The 16,030-nt window shown below is 39.9% G+C and carries 17 protein-coding genes and 2 pseudogenes; 5 read left to right on the plus strand and 14 right to left on the minus strand.

Features of this window, described 5'->3' with window-relative positions; translation table 11 throughout:
• Positions 1 to 14: 14 nt before the first annotated feature.
• Positions 15 to 620, minus strand: coding sequence for a peroxiredoxin (locus AB8618_RS11290; protein ID WP_008109095.1), 606 nt, complete (start codon positions 618 to 620; stop codon positions 15 to 17).
• A 232-nt stretch (positions 621 to 852) separates the two neighbouring features.
• Positions 853 to 1,566, minus strand: a complete 714-nt coding sequence (fadR, locus tag AB8618_RS11295; RefSeq protein WP_138605332.1) for a fatty acid metabolism transcriptional regulator FadR — start codon at positions 1,564 to 1,566, stop codon at positions 853 to 855.
• A gap of 367 nt (positions 1,567 to 1,933) precedes the next feature.
• On the opposite strand from fadR, the gene dsbB reads away from it, so the two are divergent.
• The gene (gene dsbB / locus AB8618_RS11300) at positions 1,934 to 2,452 is read left to right on the plus strand and encodes a disulfide bond formation protein DsbB (protein ID WP_413402774.1); all 519 of its coding nucleotides are present in this window, start codon (positions 1,934 to 1,936) and stop codon (positions 2,450 to 2,452) included.
• Between the two features lie 9 nt (positions 2,453 to 2,461).
• Positions 2,462 to 2,755, plus strand: a pseudogene (locus AB8618_RS11305) (hypothetical protein); the annotation flags it as partial.
• Positions 2,756 to 2,767: 12 nt separating this feature from the next.
• Here the strand turns inward: AB8618_RS11305 and AB8618_RS11310 are convergent.
• Positions 2,768 to 3,061: a ComEA family DNA-binding protein gene (locus AB8618_RS11310; protein ID WP_409423603.1), complete on the minus strand. Its 294-nt coding sequence runs from the start codon at positions 3,059 to 3,061 to the stop codon at positions 2,768 to 2,770.
• Positions 3,062 to 3,347: 286 nt separating this feature from the next.
• Here AB8618_RS11310 and AB8618_RS11315 point away from each other — a divergent pair, with 286 nt between their 5' ends.
• The gene (locus tag AB8618_RS11315) at positions 3,348 to 3,647 is read left to right on the plus strand and encodes a YebG family protein (RefSeq protein WP_409423604.1); all 300 of its coding nucleotides are present in this window, start codon (positions 3,348 to 3,350) and stop codon (positions 3,645 to 3,647) included.
• 199 nt (positions 3,648 to 3,846) lie between these two features.
• Here AB8618_RS11315 and putP read toward each other — a convergent pair whose 3' ends face one another.
• A complete protein-coding gene (gene putP, locus AB8618_RS11320; protein ID WP_138605326.1) occupies positions 3,847 to 5,358 on the minus strand; it encodes a sodium/proline symporter PutP in 1,512 nt (503 codons plus the stop codon).
• A gap of 343 nt (positions 5,359 to 5,701) precedes the next feature.
• Between putP and AB8618_RS11325 the strand changes: the two genes are divergently transcribed.
• Positions 5,702 to 6,925, plus strand: coding sequence for an EAL and HDOD domain-containing protein (locus AB8618_RS11325; RefSeq protein ID WP_138605325.1), 1,224 nt, complete (start codon positions 5,702 to 5,704; stop codon positions 6,923 to 6,925).
• Positions 6,926 to 6,984: 59 nt separating this feature from the next.
• Here AB8618_RS11325 and AB8618_RS11330 read toward each other — a convergent pair whose 3' ends face one another.
• The 10 genes and pseudogenes from AB8618_RS11330 to ccmA form a co-directional block, all read right to left on the minus strand.
• Entirely contained in the window at positions 6,985 to 7,716 is a 732-nt protein-coding gene (locus tag AB8618_RS11330; RefSeq protein WP_413402779.1) for a VacJ family lipoprotein, read from the minus strand.
• Positions 7,717 to 7,725: 9 nt separating this feature from the next.
• Positions 7,726 to 8,982 (minus strand): c-type cytochrome biogenesis protein CcmI, encoded by a 1,257-nt coding sequence (ccmI, locus tag AB8618_RS11335; protein ID WP_413402781.1) that lies wholly within the window; start codon positions 8,980 to 8,982, stop codon positions 7,726 to 7,728.
• A complete protein-coding gene (locus AB8618_RS11340) occupies positions 8,983 to 9,444 on the minus strand; it encodes a cytochrome c-type biogenesis protein (RefSeq protein ID WP_413402783.1) in 462 nt (153 codons plus the stop codon). It lies immediately after the preceding gene.
• Positions 9,441 to 10,013 (minus strand): DsbE family thiol:disulfide interchange protein, encoded by a 573-nt coding sequence (locus tag AB8618_RS11345; RefSeq protein ID WP_413402785.1) that lies wholly within the window; start codon positions 10,011 to 10,013, stop codon positions 9,441 to 9,443. The genes AB8618_RS11340 and AB8618_RS11345 overlap by 4 nt, the downstream gene beginning before the upstream one ends.
• A complete protein-coding gene (locus tag AB8618_RS11350) occupies positions 10,010 to 11,971 on the minus strand; it encodes a heme lyase CcmF/NrfE family subunit (protein WP_413402787.1) in 1,962 nt (653 codons plus the stop codon). Before AB8618_RS11350 ends, AB8618_RS11345 begins: the two co-directional genes overlap by 4 nt.
• Position 11,972: 1 nt before the next feature.
• Positions 11,973 to 12,452, minus strand: coding sequence for a cytochrome c maturation protein CcmE (gene ccmE, locus AB8618_RS11355; RefSeq protein ID WP_138605319.1), 480 nt, complete (start codon positions 12,450 to 12,452; stop codon positions 11,973 to 11,975).
• Positions 12,449 to 12,652: a heme exporter protein CcmD gene (gene ccmD, locus AB8618_RS11360; RefSeq protein ID WP_413402789.1), complete on the minus strand. Its 204-nt coding sequence runs from the start codon at positions 12,650 to 12,652 to the stop codon at positions 12,449 to 12,451. Before ccmD ends, ccmE begins: the two co-directional genes overlap by 4 nt.
• A gap of 2 nt (positions 12,653 to 12,654) precedes the next feature.
• Positions 12,655 to 13,392: a heme ABC transporter permease gene (locus AB8618_RS11365; protein WP_138605318.1), complete on the minus strand. Its 738-nt coding sequence runs from the start codon at positions 13,390 to 13,392 to the stop codon at positions 12,655 to 12,657.
• 1 nt (position 13,393) lies between these two features.
• Positions 13,394 to 14,080 (minus strand): heme exporter protein CcmB, encoded by a 687-nt coding sequence (gene ccmB / locus AB8618_RS11370; RefSeq protein WP_138605317.1) that lies wholly within the window; start codon positions 14,078 to 14,080, stop codon positions 13,394 to 13,396.
• A pseudogene (ccmA, locus tag AB8618_RS11375) lies at positions 14,080 to 14,699 on the minus strand (cytochrome c biogenesis heme-transporting ATPase CcmA). The gene ccmB and the pseudogene ccmA overlap by 1 nt, the downstream one beginning before the upstream one ends.
• A 113-nt stretch (positions 14,700 to 14,812) precedes the next feature.
• Between ccmA and AB8618_RS11380 the strand changes: the two are divergent.
• Positions 14,813 to 15,922 carry a hypothetical protein gene (locus AB8618_RS11380; protein WP_418157304.1) on the plus strand — a complete coding sequence of 370 codons (1,110 nt, stop codon included), beginning with the start codon at positions 14,813 to 14,815 and terminating at the stop codon, positions 15,920 to 15,922.
• Positions 15,923 to 16,030 lie beyond the last annotated feature (108 nt).

Raw genomic sequence — 16,030 nt, forward strand, 5'->3', positions numbered from 1 at the left:
ACTAAAGGGCTAAATTATAGCTCGCCTTCGTTTTCAGATAAGAATTTAGCGACGCCTTCAGGGCTTGCATCCATTCCTTTTTTACCTTCAGTCCAACCAGCAGGACATACTTCACCGTGCTCGCTGTGGAATGCTAGTGCATCAACCATACGGATCATTTCGTCGATGTTACGACCAAGTGGTAAATCGTTCACTACTTGGTGACGTACGTTACCTTCTTCGTCGATTAGGAAAGAACCACGAAATGCAACGCCCGCTTCTGGGTGCTCAACGTCGTATGCTTTACAGATTTCGTGTTTAACGTCTGCAACTAGTGCGTATTGAACTTTACCAATACCGCCGTCTGCTACAGCCGTGTTACGCCATGCGTTGTGTGAAAATTGTGAATCGATAGAAACACCAATTACTTCTACACCACGTTTTTGGAATTCTGCATAACGCTTATCAAAAGCAATAAGCTCAGAAGGACATACAAAAGTGAAATCTAGTGGGTAGAAAAAGATTACTGCTTTTTTACCTTTGATTTTTTCGTGAAGGTTATAGCTATCTACAATCTCACCGTTACCTAGAACAGCTGCAGCGGTAAAGTCTGGTGCCTGGCGGCCTACTAATACACCCATTTTATTCTCCAAATATTTTGAGTTTATTGTCAATTGCTTACGCAATACTGATAGTAATATGGGCACTAATTTTTAAATTACAATAGCACCATATCTAATTAATCATTATTCTATGGCTATCAAAAATAAATTAACAATCGTATTTATAGATAGCGCCGTTCTAAAATAGCGAACGCTTGATAAATACACGGACTATTGTTCATAAAAAAACCTGCTTAAAGCAGGTTTTTTTCTAATCCATAATGTCGCTAGGCATATCACCGCGAATATGTTGCCATATTTCACCGGTTTGATGACCATACTTACGCATCATGGATATCGCACCATCGTGCTCTTTATTCTCAGCAAGCTTAGTGAGATCTTTATAGAATTGACGTGCAAGCTCACGAGTGCGAGGATCTGAAAAGTAATGACAACCAATCTTAGAATAAAAGCCTTTGAAACCATTAAGAATAAGCACATAAATACGATTGTTACCAGCAACAGCTAACTCATGGTGCACTTTATAGTCATAATCAGCAAATGCTTGCGCACTGTCTTCTAGTTCATCACTTTGCGATAAAATTTCAATAACACGCTCTGGTGCAAGCTTTATTGCTGCGCGGGTGTAAATTGCGCTGATGTTGGTGCGTGCTGAAAGTAACTGATCGGTCAACTCTGGCATTTTGTCTTCGTCTAAACGGGCCAGTGTTTCAAGAATATTTAATCCTGACGTTTCCCAAAAATTATTTACGCGAGTAGGTTTACCATGTTGTATTGTTAACCAACCGTCTCTTGCTAATCGTTGTAACACTTCACGCAATGTGGTTCTAGTAACACCAATTAACTCTGAGAGTTCACGCTCAGCTGGCAGAATTGAACCTGGAGGGAAATCACCATTCCAGATTGACTCTACTATGTATTCCTCAGCAAATCCTGCTGGGCTTTTCGCTTTAAAAATTCTCATTCAATTCCTACTCGAATTAATTCACATTACATCGCTACATACGATTAACTGACTGATTGTACCAGACAAGTCACAACTAACAAGTAAAGTAAGTTAAATTACCTAGGTATGTGATTAAAAGGGTAACTTTACTGGTAGAAATTAAACACAATATGAATGCCCACCTATTATTCATACGAGACACTTTGACTAGCTCTTACCTATTCATGAACTGGATTAACTTGATGGCTCTGGGGAAAGTCATGCAACAGAGCATCCCTAACTTTGAGGTGCAAAAAGCTTTCATAGCTCCTCGCTTTTTCCTTTTACTTGCCCCGCTGTTTATCCTAAGTCATAATCTAAGCCCTTATTTAAATACGGAATTGTTATGAACTGGCTTGCTAATCTAAGTACTCAGCGTACACCTTGGTTATTATTCAGTGGGATTGTTTTTCTGCTTGAAGTTACTGCACTTTTCTTTCAATACAACATGGGGTTAGCGCCATGCATTATGTGCATATACCAGCGCACCGCAGTATTAGGCCTACTTTTTGCGGGTATGATTGGAGCCAGTAAACCAAACAACCTCATAGTACGTATTGTCGCTTATGCTGTTTGGGGGATTTCAAGTGTATGGGGGTTACTAATAGCCCGCGAGCACATTGAAATGCAAACAACCACAGACCCATTCGCATTTAGCTGTGAATTTGAGCCAAACTTTCCAGAATTTATGCCGTTACATCACTGGATACCGCAGTTTTTTGAAGCGACAGGTGACTGCGGAAATATAGATTGGCAATTTGCTGGTTTAAGTATGCCAGCATGGATGGAAATTATTTTTGTACTCTTTACCGCCACACTAACTATATTAGTGGCCAGTCGATTAATTACTAAAAAGTCACTTTAATATGTTTACTTTTTTTCAAGCCAAGTTGATGAGCTTAAGCATTTAAAAGTTCGTCAACGACAAACTGTTATTGCTATCTCTTTAAGCATGCTCTCACCCAGTGATAGGGTGTTCATACGCATAGTGAAGCTGATGCTATTGAGCCCATTTTTTTTAATATTCACTTTGTTTGAAGGTTGGTTACTAGTGCCCTTTTTGATTGTTGCTGGGTTGAGCTATCCGCTATTAACAGCACCAGTAGATATTAACTTTGCTAAAAAGCACCTTGGTGCAGCATTAAAACAGTTTGATCAGGGCGCATAGCGCCCTTTTAAGTTAAAACGCCACTTTACCATCGAGTTTGGCTAACATTTTTTTACCCACCCCTTTTACTTTGGCAAGCTCTTCAAGTGATGCAAAATCACCATTAGCGTTCCTGTAATCGATAATTGCCTGTGCTTTTTTCTTACCAACACCTGGTAACTTAATTAATTGCTTTAAGTCAGCACTATTAATATTAACCATGGCTGATTGCATCTGCTCTGATAGCATATCGCTTTGCGCAAAAGTGGTACCCATAGGTAATAAACATAAAGCGGCTGCTAACGAGATTATTTTAACTAATTTCATACTATTTCCTTTTGTGTTCCTACATGAACATTCGTTGATTATTTACACCCAGTACTTTTAAGGTAATAAGTACTAACAGTAACAATCACTCCTTGCGACTCCTTTACTACAACGCGTTATAAAGTGACTTAATAAATAAAGTAGAATTGACCTTTATTGTCAACTAAGCTGCAGATAAACTAAGGCTAAAGCTTGCAAAAAGACGCACAAGCTTGTACTGTATATAAAAACAGTAATCTAATGATTTATAATAATCATATTGCCACGTAAGTAAGCAGGAGAAATCATGGCTGTTGTTGTTAAATATGTTGTAGAACGAAACGGAGTCGAGCGCATGACGTTTACTACTAAAAAAGAAGCTGATGCCTATGACAAAATGCTCGATATCGCCGAGTCACTAGAACTAATGCTTGAAAAAGTAGATGTGCCGCTAAGTGAACAACAAGTTGAGTCGCTTGCACTTGAGATTGCGAAAAGTAAAGACGACTTTATGGCGGTACTTAAGGGGACTAAAGAAGTACCTGCAAAAGCTAAAAGAACAAAGTCAGATAACGTTGCAGATATAAAAGATAAAGCTGCAAGTTAGTACTTTTAAAAACCTAATAGTAATTATTAAAAAAACTGAATTCGGTATTCGAATTCAGTTTTTTTATGCCTTTAAATAATGATAGCTAAAAGCGAGTAAATCATCACTATTTGCTAATGTTAAAAGTCAGCCAATAAAAATGCCAACCAGTTAAACTGGTTGGCATTTTTTTAAACCAAAACTTAGGTTAACTAATCACTTATAATGACGATTCAACTTCATCAAACAGATCAGTAATTTCCTTTTTCGGTTCAGCTGTCATAAGGCTTCCTACCACAATCGCAATACTTGCTAAAATAAAGCCAGGGACGATTTCATAGATCACGCTACTCAAACTCTCACCATTAATAGTAATAGGCGCATAAATCCACACAAGCACCGTTAGTGCACCTACAACCATACCACTGATAGCCCCTTTTAAGTTCATACGCTTCCAGTAAAGGCTAAACAATACCAGTGGACCGAATGCAGCACCAAAACCAGCCCATGCATTACTTACTAAATCTAGTATTGAACTATTGCGGTCATACGCTAAGTAGATTGCAAATAACGCAACCAGTATCACGCTAATACGCCCTACTAATACCAGCTCAGTTTGCGAAGCATTACGATTTAAGTAAATCTTATAAAAGTCCTCAGTTAAAGAACTTGAACACACCAATAATTGCGATGAGATAGTACTCATAATCGCAGCTAAAATAGCCGCTAGTAGGAAACCGGCAATTAACGGATGGAAAATTAATTCAGCCAATACTAAGAAAATTGTTTCTTTATCGGCAATCGGCATTTGGTTTTCAATCATGAATGCTGCGCCAAATAGCCCGGTAAATACCGCACCAATAGCGGATAGCGTCATCCAAGACATACCAATACGACGCATGGTTGGCATTTCTTTTACTGAGCGAATAGACATAAAGCGAACAATAATATGCGGCTGACCAAAGTAACCTAAGCCCCACGCCATTGCAGAAATAATAGCAATAGTAGAACCGCCCGCAAACCAGTCAAGCATACTTAAAGAATGAATTTCGCTTGCTTTAGGCGAGCTTAGTAACTGCTGATAGTTTGCATTTGCTAAGGTATCCATAAAGGGTTGGTCAAGCATCATGTAAGTGGCAATTGGCACTGCCAACAACGAAATAAACATGATACAGCCTTGCACAAAATCTGTAAGGCTAACCGCTAAAAAACCACCAAACAAAGTATATACCACTACTACACCCGTGGTGATGTATAAGCCCATTTCGTAACTCATTTGAAATGAGTTTTCAAATAACTTACCACCGGCGACAACTCCCGATGAAGTATATAAGGTAAAGAAAACAATAATTACTATTGCAGAGATAACACGTAGGATATTTTTGTTGTCATCAAAACGGTTTGCAAAGAAATCAGGGATAGTAATGGAGTCATTGGCTTTTTCAGTATAAACGCGCAGTCTTGGTGCTACTAAAAAGTAGTTTGCCCATGCACCTAATACTAAACCAATTGCAATCCAAACCTTACTCAATCCAAATAAATACATTGCGCCAGGTAAACCCATTAATAACCAACCACTCATATCTGATGCACCAGCCGATAGGGCAGCTACACTGGGGGCTAAATTACGACCACCTAGCATATACCCTGAAATATCACTGGTAGATTGCTTATATGCGTATAGTCCTATTCCTAGCATTACAATAAAGTATAATGCCAGTGAAATAATCATTCCTGTTTCCAAATTCGCCTCCACTTAAAAAAGTAATAACAGGCTTGTAATCCAAATAATGACTCTTGAAATCTTATAATTAAGACAGTATTGGAATAAAAGCTTTCTACTCAACTATAACACGGTAATCGCTAATAACTCCAACCCGCTAATTTAAGTAGATAAAAAACCATCCATTCGCTTGTTTTTAAAACGAATAGAGTAAAAACAATAAGTTTAGATTAATTAAAATTACCTAAGCCATGATATTTTATTAATAAAATTCATTTTACCGATGCTATTTTGAATGTTTTCCAATATATTATTACAATGTTAATTAATTTCTACCGTTACGGAATCTTATATGTATTTTTACGCTGCTCGCCAACCTATTTTAGATCGCAATAAGGAGCTAATTGGCTACGAGCTTTTATTTCGTGATGGGGTAGATAACGTATTTCCAAATATTGACGGCGACGAAGCGACGTCTCGCCTAATTGAAGGCAGTCAGTTTAATTTTGGCCTTGAAGATTTAACCGATAATAAACCCGCTTATATTAACTTTACCCTAGACACCTTATTAAAAGGCTACCCTACGCTATTAAATAAAGACGGGGTAGTTATTGAAATATTAGAAACCGTTCAGCCAGGAAAACGCCTGCTCGCAATAGTTAAAGATCTCAAAGAAAAAGGGTATACACTCGCTCTAGATGACTACGCGCACCAACCTGTTTGGCGCCACTTTTATCCATTTATTGATATCATTAAAATTGATTTTTTAAAGTGCGATATAGAAATCGTTAAAGCGCTCATCGAGGACTTAAAACCTTACCCTCATATTAAATTACTTGCAGAAAAAGTTGAAACCTACGAGCTTTACAACCAAGCTTTTGAACTGGGCTTTGAGTACTTTCAAGGCTTTTTCTTTTCAAAACCTGAGATGGTGCAAAGTAAAGCCTTACCGCCATCAGGCATGGCACTGGCTGAACTGCTCTATGAAACATCCAGTGTAGAAATGGATCTTAAAAAAATCACCGATGTATTTGAGCGTGATGTTAACTTATCATATAAACTTCTGCGCTATTCAAACTCAGCAGCATTTACCCGCCGCTCTGAAATAAGCACTATAAAACAAGCACTAATTGTATTAGGCGCTGCTGAAATAAAAAAGCTGCTCTCTTTATTGTTTGCAGCACAAGTCTCTGCCGATAAGCCATTAGAGCTTATTAGACTGTCGTTAACGCGGGCGCGTTTTTGTGAGTTGTTAGCTATTTCACATGGCAAACTGAAAGACACAGGCATGGCGTTCTTAACTGGCATGATGTCGCTTATGGATGCGATATTAGATGAAGAAATGGACAGCGTAATGCTTAAACTACCTCTATCTAATGAGATAAAAACAGCGCTATTAAAAAATGAAGGGCTACTTGCCGAATACTTAAGTTTAGTGACTCTGTATGAGCAAGGTGATTGGCAAGCTGCGAATGACAAAGCTCAGCAACTAAACTTAGGTGATGAAGTGCCTGATGCATACCACGAAGCTCTCAATTGGGTTAGTGAGCAAATGCAGGTGATGATTGATAGCTAAATGGGTTATTACTAATAAACAACAAAAACGCCAGCATTTGCTGGCGTTTTTATTTTTTATTAAAGGCTTTCTAAGAAATCCTCATCAAAATCTTCAGGCTCTTCTTTTATTGGCGGGTTACCGTCAAATAACTCGTATAATTGACGCTGAAAATAAATGTCTTTAATAAATAAGTAGGGATCTAACGAATCATTTAATAATCCTTCCTGAGCCATTAAAGACGCACGCGCTTCAACCGCTTTTAGTGCAAACACTAAAATGGTTTGTGGCGTGGTCAGTGCTATTTCAGGCAATACAAGGTTATCAACAACATCACCGGTTAAGTTACGTGCGGTAGATGGCCCCATTGCTGGGATCATCAAGTAAGCACCATCACCCACTCCCCACACACCTAGCGTTTGGCCAAAGTCTTCATCGTTTACCTCAAGTCCAAGTGAACTGGCTACATCAAAAATACCAAATACACCCACGGTTGAATTCACTAAAAAACGCGCAAAATTAATTCCGGCACTGCTTGGTTTTCCTTGCAGGCCGGCATTTATAATATCAACGGGTGCGGTAATATTATCGGTAAAATGCACAATACTACGACGAACTGGCTGCGGTGTGACGGTTATGTAACCCACAGCAGCTGGCCTTAATATGTAGGTATCGAGTACATCCATATTAAAGTCATAAATGGGTCTGTTTACGTTTTGTAAGGGATCGCGCTCATCATATTTACTCTCGGGCACTTGAGCACATCCCGACAAGGTGAGTAAACATAATAAAAGTAAGCCTTGTTTTAACATCTCAAATCCTTAAGGTATTAATGTATCAATATTAAGCTGCACTTGGCGCACATCTTTACGGTTTAGTACTTCAGAATGGCCTTCCAGCTCACCGGTACTTGGCATCACTGAATCATCATTAGAAATACGCGCAGAAATAACAATTTCATTAGCACTAGATAAGTTTAGCCCCGCCATCATAGCGTTCTCATCGCTCAGCCCAACCGTGATTGGAAAGCTATAGTCAGTCAGCTTAACAACGGCTAAAGGCATTGGTGAACCTTCAGAAGCTTTAGCAAACACAAACAAAATACCGTTACTGGGCTGTTTCTCTTCGAGTTGCTCGTCAATCTTAACCGTAACCTGAATACCCTGTACAACTTGCTGGTCGCGACTGTTTAGCTCACTTTGCTTAGCTATTTGGCCATCAATTTCACTAATGCGCTTTGAAATCATAGCATAACGCGTATCTGACTCGTCCATACTTGCAAGAAGTACTTCAAACGCCGCTTTTGCCTGCATCCAATCCTTTCTCTCAAAAGCAATCAGCGCAAGTAACGAAATCGCATCGAGGTTATTTGGCTGTGCTTGCAGTACTTTAGAAAGCATACCCGCTGCGCGAGTCATATTCTCATCACTGCCCTCAAGTAATAATACCTGCGAGTAGCTCACCAAGGCTTGCATATTATCAGGGTTCATTGACAATGCTTTATCAAATGACTGTTTTGCCATGTCAAACTCATTAAGCATTATAGCCACACGCCCTAACAGCATCCAAGCCACTTCATCGTCACCGCTTTGGCTTAACTTAGTACGCAGTGCCAATGCAAACGCTTGCAGTTCATTTTTAGTTAACGGCTCACCTTTTTGCATTACAGCGCGTTGGCCATAATCGGCCAAGTTGTCCATTGCATCATGCCAAGCCGCTATTTGTTGCTGGCTGCCTGTCATTGCATAAAATATACCCGCTAACGCAATTAAAAACGCCGCCCCTGTTAAAGCAAATATACGATTATCACCACGACTATTGAGTGACTTTTCTGGTGATAATTCATTTAGCAAACGGCGTTTTAGCTCAACAATTGCCTCGCTGTGGTTTTGCGAGTCTATGCGTTGGTTGTCTAAATCAGCCTGCAGTTCAACTAAACGCTGCTCATAAATGCTGATAAGCTCAGCATTAGCGTTATGAGTAATGGTTACTACGCGCTCTTTTTTTAAAAAAGGCACAATAATAAACAGCAATGCAATGAGTGTGAGTAAAGCAAAAGACGCCCACATTAAAATCATTTAACTTTGCTCCTGACGTTTATTTTGTTTAATCAACTTATTGAGCATCACTTCATCAGTGTCACTCCACGTTTGTTTTACCGACGCTTTACGCTGGCGAATAACAATAAAGCCAAAGCCTATTATTACAATGAGTACTGGCAACACCCACAGAATTAACGTAGCCGGCGTTACTGGTGGATCGTAATGAACAAAGTAGCCATAGCGGTCAATCATATAATCAATGACTTCGTCTTTGCTTTTACCATCTTTTACTAACGCCAATACGCGATCGCGTAAGTCTTTTGCAACTACGGCGTCTGAATCAGCAATATTTTGATTTTGACATTTGGGACAACGTAATTCTTTAGTTAGCTCTTCAAAACGAACCGCTTGCTCGTTGCTATCAAATTGATAACGGTCTTGTTGAGCAAACGCAGCTAAACTAACAAATAAGCTAAGGGTTAATAAAAACAATCTCATGGCTGCAGCTCCTGCATAAGAGGCGCAAATTTAGCGCGCCAAACTCGAGGGTTTATATCACCGGTGTGGTGTAACAAAATAGTACCATTTTTATCAACTAAAAATGTTTCTGGTGCTCCAGACACCCCCAAATCTAACGCCAAAGAGCGCTCTAAATCTAAAATATTAAACTGATAAGGGTTACCTGCGCGCGCAAGCATATTACTCACATCGTCACGCAGAGCTTGCATATCAAACGGGCCATCAAAGTCGGCATCGTAGCTTTGCACATAATACAAACCGATAATTTTAATGCCTTGTTCGCGAAGCTTAGTTAAATAATCAAGCTCAGCCAGACACGTTGGGCACCATGTGCCCCACACGTTTAATAAATACACGTCACCTTTTAACTGCTCATCAGTCCAACGTTTATTATCTTGCATTAAATCAGGCAAGTTAAATGTCGGTACGGTTTGACCAATACGTCCTGTTTGTATTTCCCGAGGGTTAGCAAACAACCCTTGATATAAAAACACACAAATAAAGATGAAAATTAATAAAGGGACTATTGCCATCAATTTACGATTCATAATGCCCCCTCTAATTCATCTTTACGGGGTGTAGCGCGATAACGCTTATCAAATAAAATCACAAACCCAGCGAGTGAGATCAGAATGCCACCAATCCACATCCAACGCACAAACGGCTTGTGGTAAATACGTAATGACCATGCTCCTTCACTTAATTGCTCGCCAAGGGCGAGATATAAATCGCGAGTAAACCCAGCATCTATTGCAGCTTCAGTCATAAACTGCATACCAATGTCGTATCGGCGCTTTTCTGCATAAAGACGCGCAATTGTTGTGTCTTCTTTTAGTACTGTTACCACACCCGCATGACCGCTATAGTTTGCACCACGAATTGTCTTCACGCCTTCAAAACGGTATTGATACTGATTAAGCTGTACGCTATCACCTGGCTTCATGGCTACATCGCGCTCAACTGAATACGCAGAGGTAAGCGTAATACCGGCAATAACAAAGGCTAAACCAACATGACCAAGCACCATAGCCCAATAACTTAAACCTAAGCGTTTGATGCCAAGTTTAATTGTTCCATGAACTGCGGCCTTGGTGTAAAGGTCGATAAAGGTGGCTATAAATATCCATACACCCAATGTAGTCGCTAACAGAGTGAGTGGCGTAACCACTTCATAACTGCTAAACAGCCAAGCACAGGTAATAACAACACTGGCTAGTGCGCCAACAAATATTTTGTTTTGTAAAAATGCCCATTTATTTTGCTTCCAGCGCAAAAATGGCCCTATGCCCATTAAAATCGCAAATGGCACCAGTAGAATTGCAAACATTTTATTAAAGAAAGGTTCGCCAATAGAAATGCTGCCTAAGCCCATTTCTTTGTGCACCATAGGTAATAAAGTACCTAATAGTACAATTAAGGTGGCAACCACTAAGAAAATGTTATTTAGCCAAAGTGCTACTTCACGAGAGACAAACTTATAACGTCCCTCACTTTTAACTTGTGAAACACGCAAGCCGTAAAGCGCTAAGCCGCCGCCAACAACAATGGCTAAGAAAGCAAGAATAAATAGTCCACGATCTGGATCGGTTGCAAAGGCGTGCACCGAAACAATAATCCCTGAACGAACAATAAAAGTGCCCAGTAAACTTAATGAAAAAGCAGCAATTGCTAATAATACGGTCCATGATTTAAATACACCGCGCTTTTCAGTCACAGTTAAAGAGTGTAATAAAGCCGTTGCCACTAACCATGGCATCAGTGATGCGTTCTCAACTGGATCCCAGAACCACCAGCCACCCCAGCCAAGTTCTGCATAAGCCCACCAACTGCCTATAGTAATACCTAAGGTTAAGAAGCCCCATGCTGTCATCGTCCATGGGCGTGACCACTTAGCCCAAGTATTATCGAGCTTACCGGTTAATAGCGCAGCAATAGCAAAGGAGAAAGCCACAGAAAGCCCCACATATCCCATATAAAGTAATGGTGGATGAATGATCATGCCTGGGTCTTGTAATAATGGGTTTAAATCTCGCCCTTCAACTGGGAAATAGGGCAGTAAACGCTCAAACGGACTTGAAAGCAGTAAGGTGTACATCATAAAGCCAACACCTAAAAAGCCAAGCACACCTAATACGCGAGCACGAAGCACCCAAGGAAGTGACTTAGAACGCATGGCGACCACGGCTGTCCACCCTGCTTGCATTAATAACCACAGTAAAATAGCGCCTTCATGACCGCCCCATGTAGAGGTGATTTTATAATACCAAGGTAAAGTGCTACTTGAATGATAAGCAACGTAAGACACGGTAAAATCATCGGTGAGGCTGGCGTAAATAAGAACAGCGAACGACAAAGCAACAAATGCAAATTGACCAATCGCTAATGATGGCGCTGCGCGCATCAAACGAAGGTTACCTGTGTGTGCTCCCCAAAGTGGAAAAATACACAACAGCACACTGAGCACCATGGCCAATGTTAAAGAAAAATAACCAATTTCGGGGATCATATCAGCTCCCACTATCTAAGTTATATTTTGGCTTTTCGTGCTTAATGCCTTTTACTGCCTCAGCAACTTCTGCCGGCATATATTCTTCATCATGCTTAGCCAACACTTCAAATGCTTCAATCACGTTAGGCTCTACTAACACACCTTGCGCAACAATCCCTTGTCCTTCACGAAACAAATCAGGCAAAATACCTTGATAACGTACCGTTACCAATGGGCCTGTATCAATCAGCTTAAAACTTACTTTTAAGCTTTGTTCATTTCTGATCACAGACCCTGGTACTACCATACCGCCAATTCTCAGCTTTTGACCTACAAACGGCTTTTCTTTATCGGGACCTTTACCATCAATTAATTCGCTGGGGGTGTAAAACAAATTAATATTTTCTTGTAAGGCGTACAACACTAAACCAATTGATCCACCAATACCAAAGAGTACGGCGATAATAACCAAAAGGCGTTTTTTACGTCTAGGGTTCACGAGGTTTGCTCCTGCTTAGAATTTTTAATTCGAGTTTCACGTGCAATTTGCTGCTCAACGGACGCTAAAATTCGTTTTTTGTCGCGTAACGAGCTAAATAAAATACCTAATAAAATCAATGCACATGTACCAAAAGAAAGCCATACATAAAAACCATAGCCTCCCATTGCAATAAAATCTGAAAACGAGTCAAACTGCATAATTACCCCTTAGTTAACAACTGTCGCACCCATGGGCGGTGCTTTTCACGGTGTAAAATTTCATTTTTAAGACGAATTAAAGTCACAGTACCGACAAACGCGGCAAAGGCTAAAATGTTAATCATTAACGGCCAAAACATACTTGGATCAACCGCATCGCGGTTAAATTTAGTGATGCTTGCTCCTTGATGCAGAGTATTCCACCATTCTACAGAAAAGTGAATTATAGGTAGGTTGATCACCCCTACTATGGCTAAAATTGACGCGGCGCGACCTGCTGACTTTTTATCTTCAAAGGCATGGTACAAAGACAACACCCCTAAGTATAAAAATAATAAAATAAGTTCAGAAGTCAGTCGTGCATCCCATACCCACCAAGCACCCCACATTGGTTTACCCCATGCGGCACCGGTAATTAAGGCTATTGCAGTCATACACGCGCCAACAGGCGCGATTGCAATTACCGCAAGTTCTGCATTACGTAATTGCCATACCAACGCAACAATGGCTGCAATCGCCATTGATGAATATGCGCCCATAGATAAAATAGCGGAGGGCACGTGAATAAAAATAATACGATAACTGTCTTTTTGTTGGTAATCGGCAGGGGCAAAACCTAACCCCCAAATCCAACCAACAATCATACTAACGACCGTTACTACTGCAAAATATGGCAGTAGAGTATTGCATAATTGATATGCTCGCTCTGCTTTCGCATACGGATGTAACCACTTCCACATATTAACTTACACTCACTTTTAATGCTGATGATATGGCAATTGGTGCACTGATAATCGCAACGACTAACATAGCACCAAGGATTGCAAGCTGACCACTGTAATCCAGCGACATAGTGCTGGTATCAATAGCGGAAGTTGCAAAAATTAAAACTGGAATATACAAAGGCAACACTAATAAGCTCATTAAAATGCCGCCTTTTTGTAATCCCACAGTCAAACCCGCCCCTATTGCGCCAATAAAGCTTAATAAAGGGGTTCCTAGTAATAGCGTTAATAACGTGGCCATTAAGGCCGTTGTTTCTAAATTTAGTAATAAAGCAAATAAAGGAGTCATAAAGACCAACGGTAAGCCGGTGATCACCCAATGAGCCGCAACTTTACCTAGCACGGTTAATGATAAAGGGTAAGAGGAAGCAATGAGTTGTTCTAATGAGCCATCGTTATAGTCATCTCTAAATAACTTATCGAGCCCAAGCATGGTTGATAATAAAGCCGCAACCCAAATAATGCCCGGTGCCATTCTTGATAACAACCCAGGTTCTGGCCCTATTGCTAATGGGAATAACGAGATAACAATTAAAAAAAACAAGATAGGATTAACTATTTCAGCGCGCTGACGAAAAGCGAGCTTAACGTCTTTGCTAAATACCGCGACAAATAACTGCCAATATGAGTGCTGTCTTGTCATTAGTGGCGGTACTCCAAAGTCAAGGTCTGTAGGTCACTAAAGTGGGTGGTTAGGTCTTGGTGTGTTGTTAACAAAATAGCGCCCCCTTTGATAAGTGCTCAGTAAAACGTTGCTGTAAAAAAGCAACGCCACTTTTGTCGAGCGCTGTAAAAGGTTCATCTAAAATCCATAACTTAGCTTCAGATAACCATAATCTAACCAAAGCTACTCGTCTTTGTTGACCCGCCGATAATGTTCTTACGGGCACATCTTCCAGCCCTACCAAACCTAACTTACTCAACAAAGGATATAAATCAGGTGTATTAACATAACCATTAATTGCCAACCAATGTGCTACATTTTCAAGTGCACTAAGTTGTACGTTAACTCCGGTTTTGTGGCCTATAAATAATAAATCTCTGGCGTATTCGTCATAATATTTTTTGATAGATTGATTAAGGTATAAAATATCACCTTCATCAGGCAGCGAAAAACCGGCAATGATGCGCAATAATGATGTTTTGCCAGCCCCATTAGGACCAGCTAACTGCATGATTTGACCGCTTTTAAGGCTAAAATTAAGTTCATCAAACAAACAACGCTCTTGCTTGATACAAGTAACGGACTTAATGTGTAACAAGATGACGATTCTCTCTGCCAAAAATTAGCGGTAAGTCTACCATAATGGTAGGGTAATACGAATATTGCTTTAGAACCGATTTACTTAAAATAAAGAAAACTTGATATAAAATAATGAACACACCAACGCACATTACAGTGACTAACCCACAGGTTAGTAATCAAACGAACAATTCAGGTCAATCTGCGTTACCAATACTGCCGCCTGAAGTACTAGCGGCAAAAAACATTCAGTTTTCTAAAGATTCAGTTACGCTTGATGTATTTATGAATAAGCATTGGCAAACAATTCGGCTCACTGTTAATGATGCACCGACAAATGTTGAAAAAATAGCAAGCGCTAATATACAGCTAAGTGCAGATGGTAAAAGCTTAACCATTATTCCTAACAACAGCACCTTATCAATTAAACAACCAGAACAGTTACAGCGGTTTTTAAACTTTATAAACACTCAAAGTGATATTCAAAACAACCCGCTATCGATACAAGTTACTTTAAAGCAAACGCCAAAACTGGTGATTGAAAAATTTAATGCCAGCATCGCCATTAATAAACAAGTAGCGCAATTATTAGCGCAAGAGCCCTCATTAAAAGGTATAATTGAGACTGATAGCAAAGGTACACGACTAAATATTATTAATCGTTTTGCTGACCTTGTGCATTCTCAACCTTTAAGCCAAGCAAAACTAACACAATTAGTTGCTAACAATTTAGGTCATGCTCAGCTTCATGCTACGCCCAAATTTGCGGTGTTAAATCCAAATACCGTAGCAGGCTCGTTAAATATTAACTTAAGTCATCAACAGTTATCTGAGCTTCCCATAACCCCGACTAAGGTAACGATTACCAGCCAAGCAGATAAACTATTAATTAAAACCGCTTATCAAAATATAACCGTGAAACTTAAAAACTCATTTAGTAAACCATTTAATAAGATGCTTTCACAGCAACCGCAAATTGCTATCGATTCGCAAAAAATTAAACTTCACCCACTTAGTGCCGTTAATAGCCCTATTCAATCATGGCTAAAAAGCAGCTTTGCTGATTTTAAAACGCGTATTTTAGATGCGGTAAAACATTTTGAAAGCAAGCCATTTACCACTGTATTAAACGCATCTCAAAAACCAAACATTGATGTTAATGAACAGCAACAATGGCTCGCGCCAACGCAAAAAATAGACATTACGCAATTAAAAAGCCCTTTAGGAACTGCCCCCCTTTAGTGCAACTAACCCAGCAGCTAAAAACCAGTATCTCTCTATGGCAACAGCGAGCGTTACCAACACCCGTAGACTTACACCCTGTTATTACCCAATCAGCACAAACAGCTA

Source organism: Pseudoalteromonas sp. RW-H-Ap-1 (genome assembly GCF_048318575.1).
Classification (GTDB): Bacteria; Pseudomonadota; Gammaproteobacteria; order Enterobacterales; family Alteromonadaceae; genus Pseudoalteromonas.

Bases quoted from the DNA above. Each gene is read 5' to 3' on its own strand.
- ccmI (WP_413402781.1), bottom strand. From the start codon at position 8,982: ATGATTTTAATGTGGGCGTCTTTTGCTTTACTCACACTCATTGCATTG.
- AB8618_RS11365 (WP_138605318.1), bottom strand. From the start codon at position 13,392: ATGTGGAAGTGGTTACATCCGTATGCGAAAGCAGAGCGAGCATATCAA.
- dsbB (WP_413402774.1), top strand. From the start codon at position 1,934: ATGAACTGGCTTGCTAATCTAAGTACTCAGCGTACACCTTGGTTATTA.
- ccmB (WP_138605317.1), bottom strand. From the start codon at position 14,080: ATGACAAGACAGCACTCATATTGGCAGTTATTTGTCGCGGTATTTAGC.
- AB8618_RS11380 (WP_418157304.1), top strand. From the start codon at position 14,813: ATGAACACACCAACGCACATTACAGTGACTAACCCACAGGTTAGTAAT.
- AB8618_RS11290 (WP_008109095.1), bottom strand. From the start codon at position 620: ATGGGTGTATTAGTAGGCCGCCAGGCACCAGACTTTACCGCTGCAGCT.
- AB8618_RS11315 (WP_409423604.1), top strand. From the start codon at position 3,348: ATGGCTGTTGTTGTTAAATATGTTGTAGAACGAAACGGAGTCGAGCGC.
- AB8618_RS11310 (WP_409423603.1), bottom strand. From the start codon at position 3,061: ATGAAATTAGTTAAAATAATCTCGTTAGCAGCCGCTTTATGTTTATTA.
- AB8618_RS11350 (WP_413402787.1), bottom strand. From the start codon at position 11,971: ATGATCCCCGAAATTGGTTATTTTTCTTTAACATTGGCCATGGTGCTC.
- putP (WP_138605326.1), bottom strand. From the start codon at position 5,358: ATGATTATTTCACTGGCATTATACTTTATTGTAATGCTAGGAATAGGA.
- ccmD (WP_413402789.1), bottom strand. From the start codon at position 12,652: ATGCAGTTTGACTCGTTTTCAGATTTTATTGCAATGGGAGGCTATGGT.
- AB8618_RS11345 (WP_413402785.1), bottom strand. From the start codon at position 10,013: ATGAATCGTAAATTGATGGCAATAGTCCCTTTATTAATTTTCATCTTT.
- fadR (WP_138605332.1), bottom strand. From the start codon at position 1,566: ATGAGAATTTTTAAAGCGAAAAGCCCAGCAGGATTTGCTGAGGAATAC.
- AB8618_RS11340 (WP_413402783.1), bottom strand. From the start codon at position 9,444: ATGAGATTGTTTTTATTAACCCTTAGCTTATTTGTTAGTTTAGCTGCG.
- AB8618_RS11325 (WP_138605325.1), top strand. From the start codon at position 5,702: ATGTATTTTTACGCTGCTCGCCAACCTATTTTAGATCGCAATAAGGAG.
- AB8618_RS11330 (WP_413402779.1), bottom strand. From the start codon at position 7,716: ATGTTAAAACAAGGCTTACTTTTATTATGTTTACTCACCTTGTCGGGA.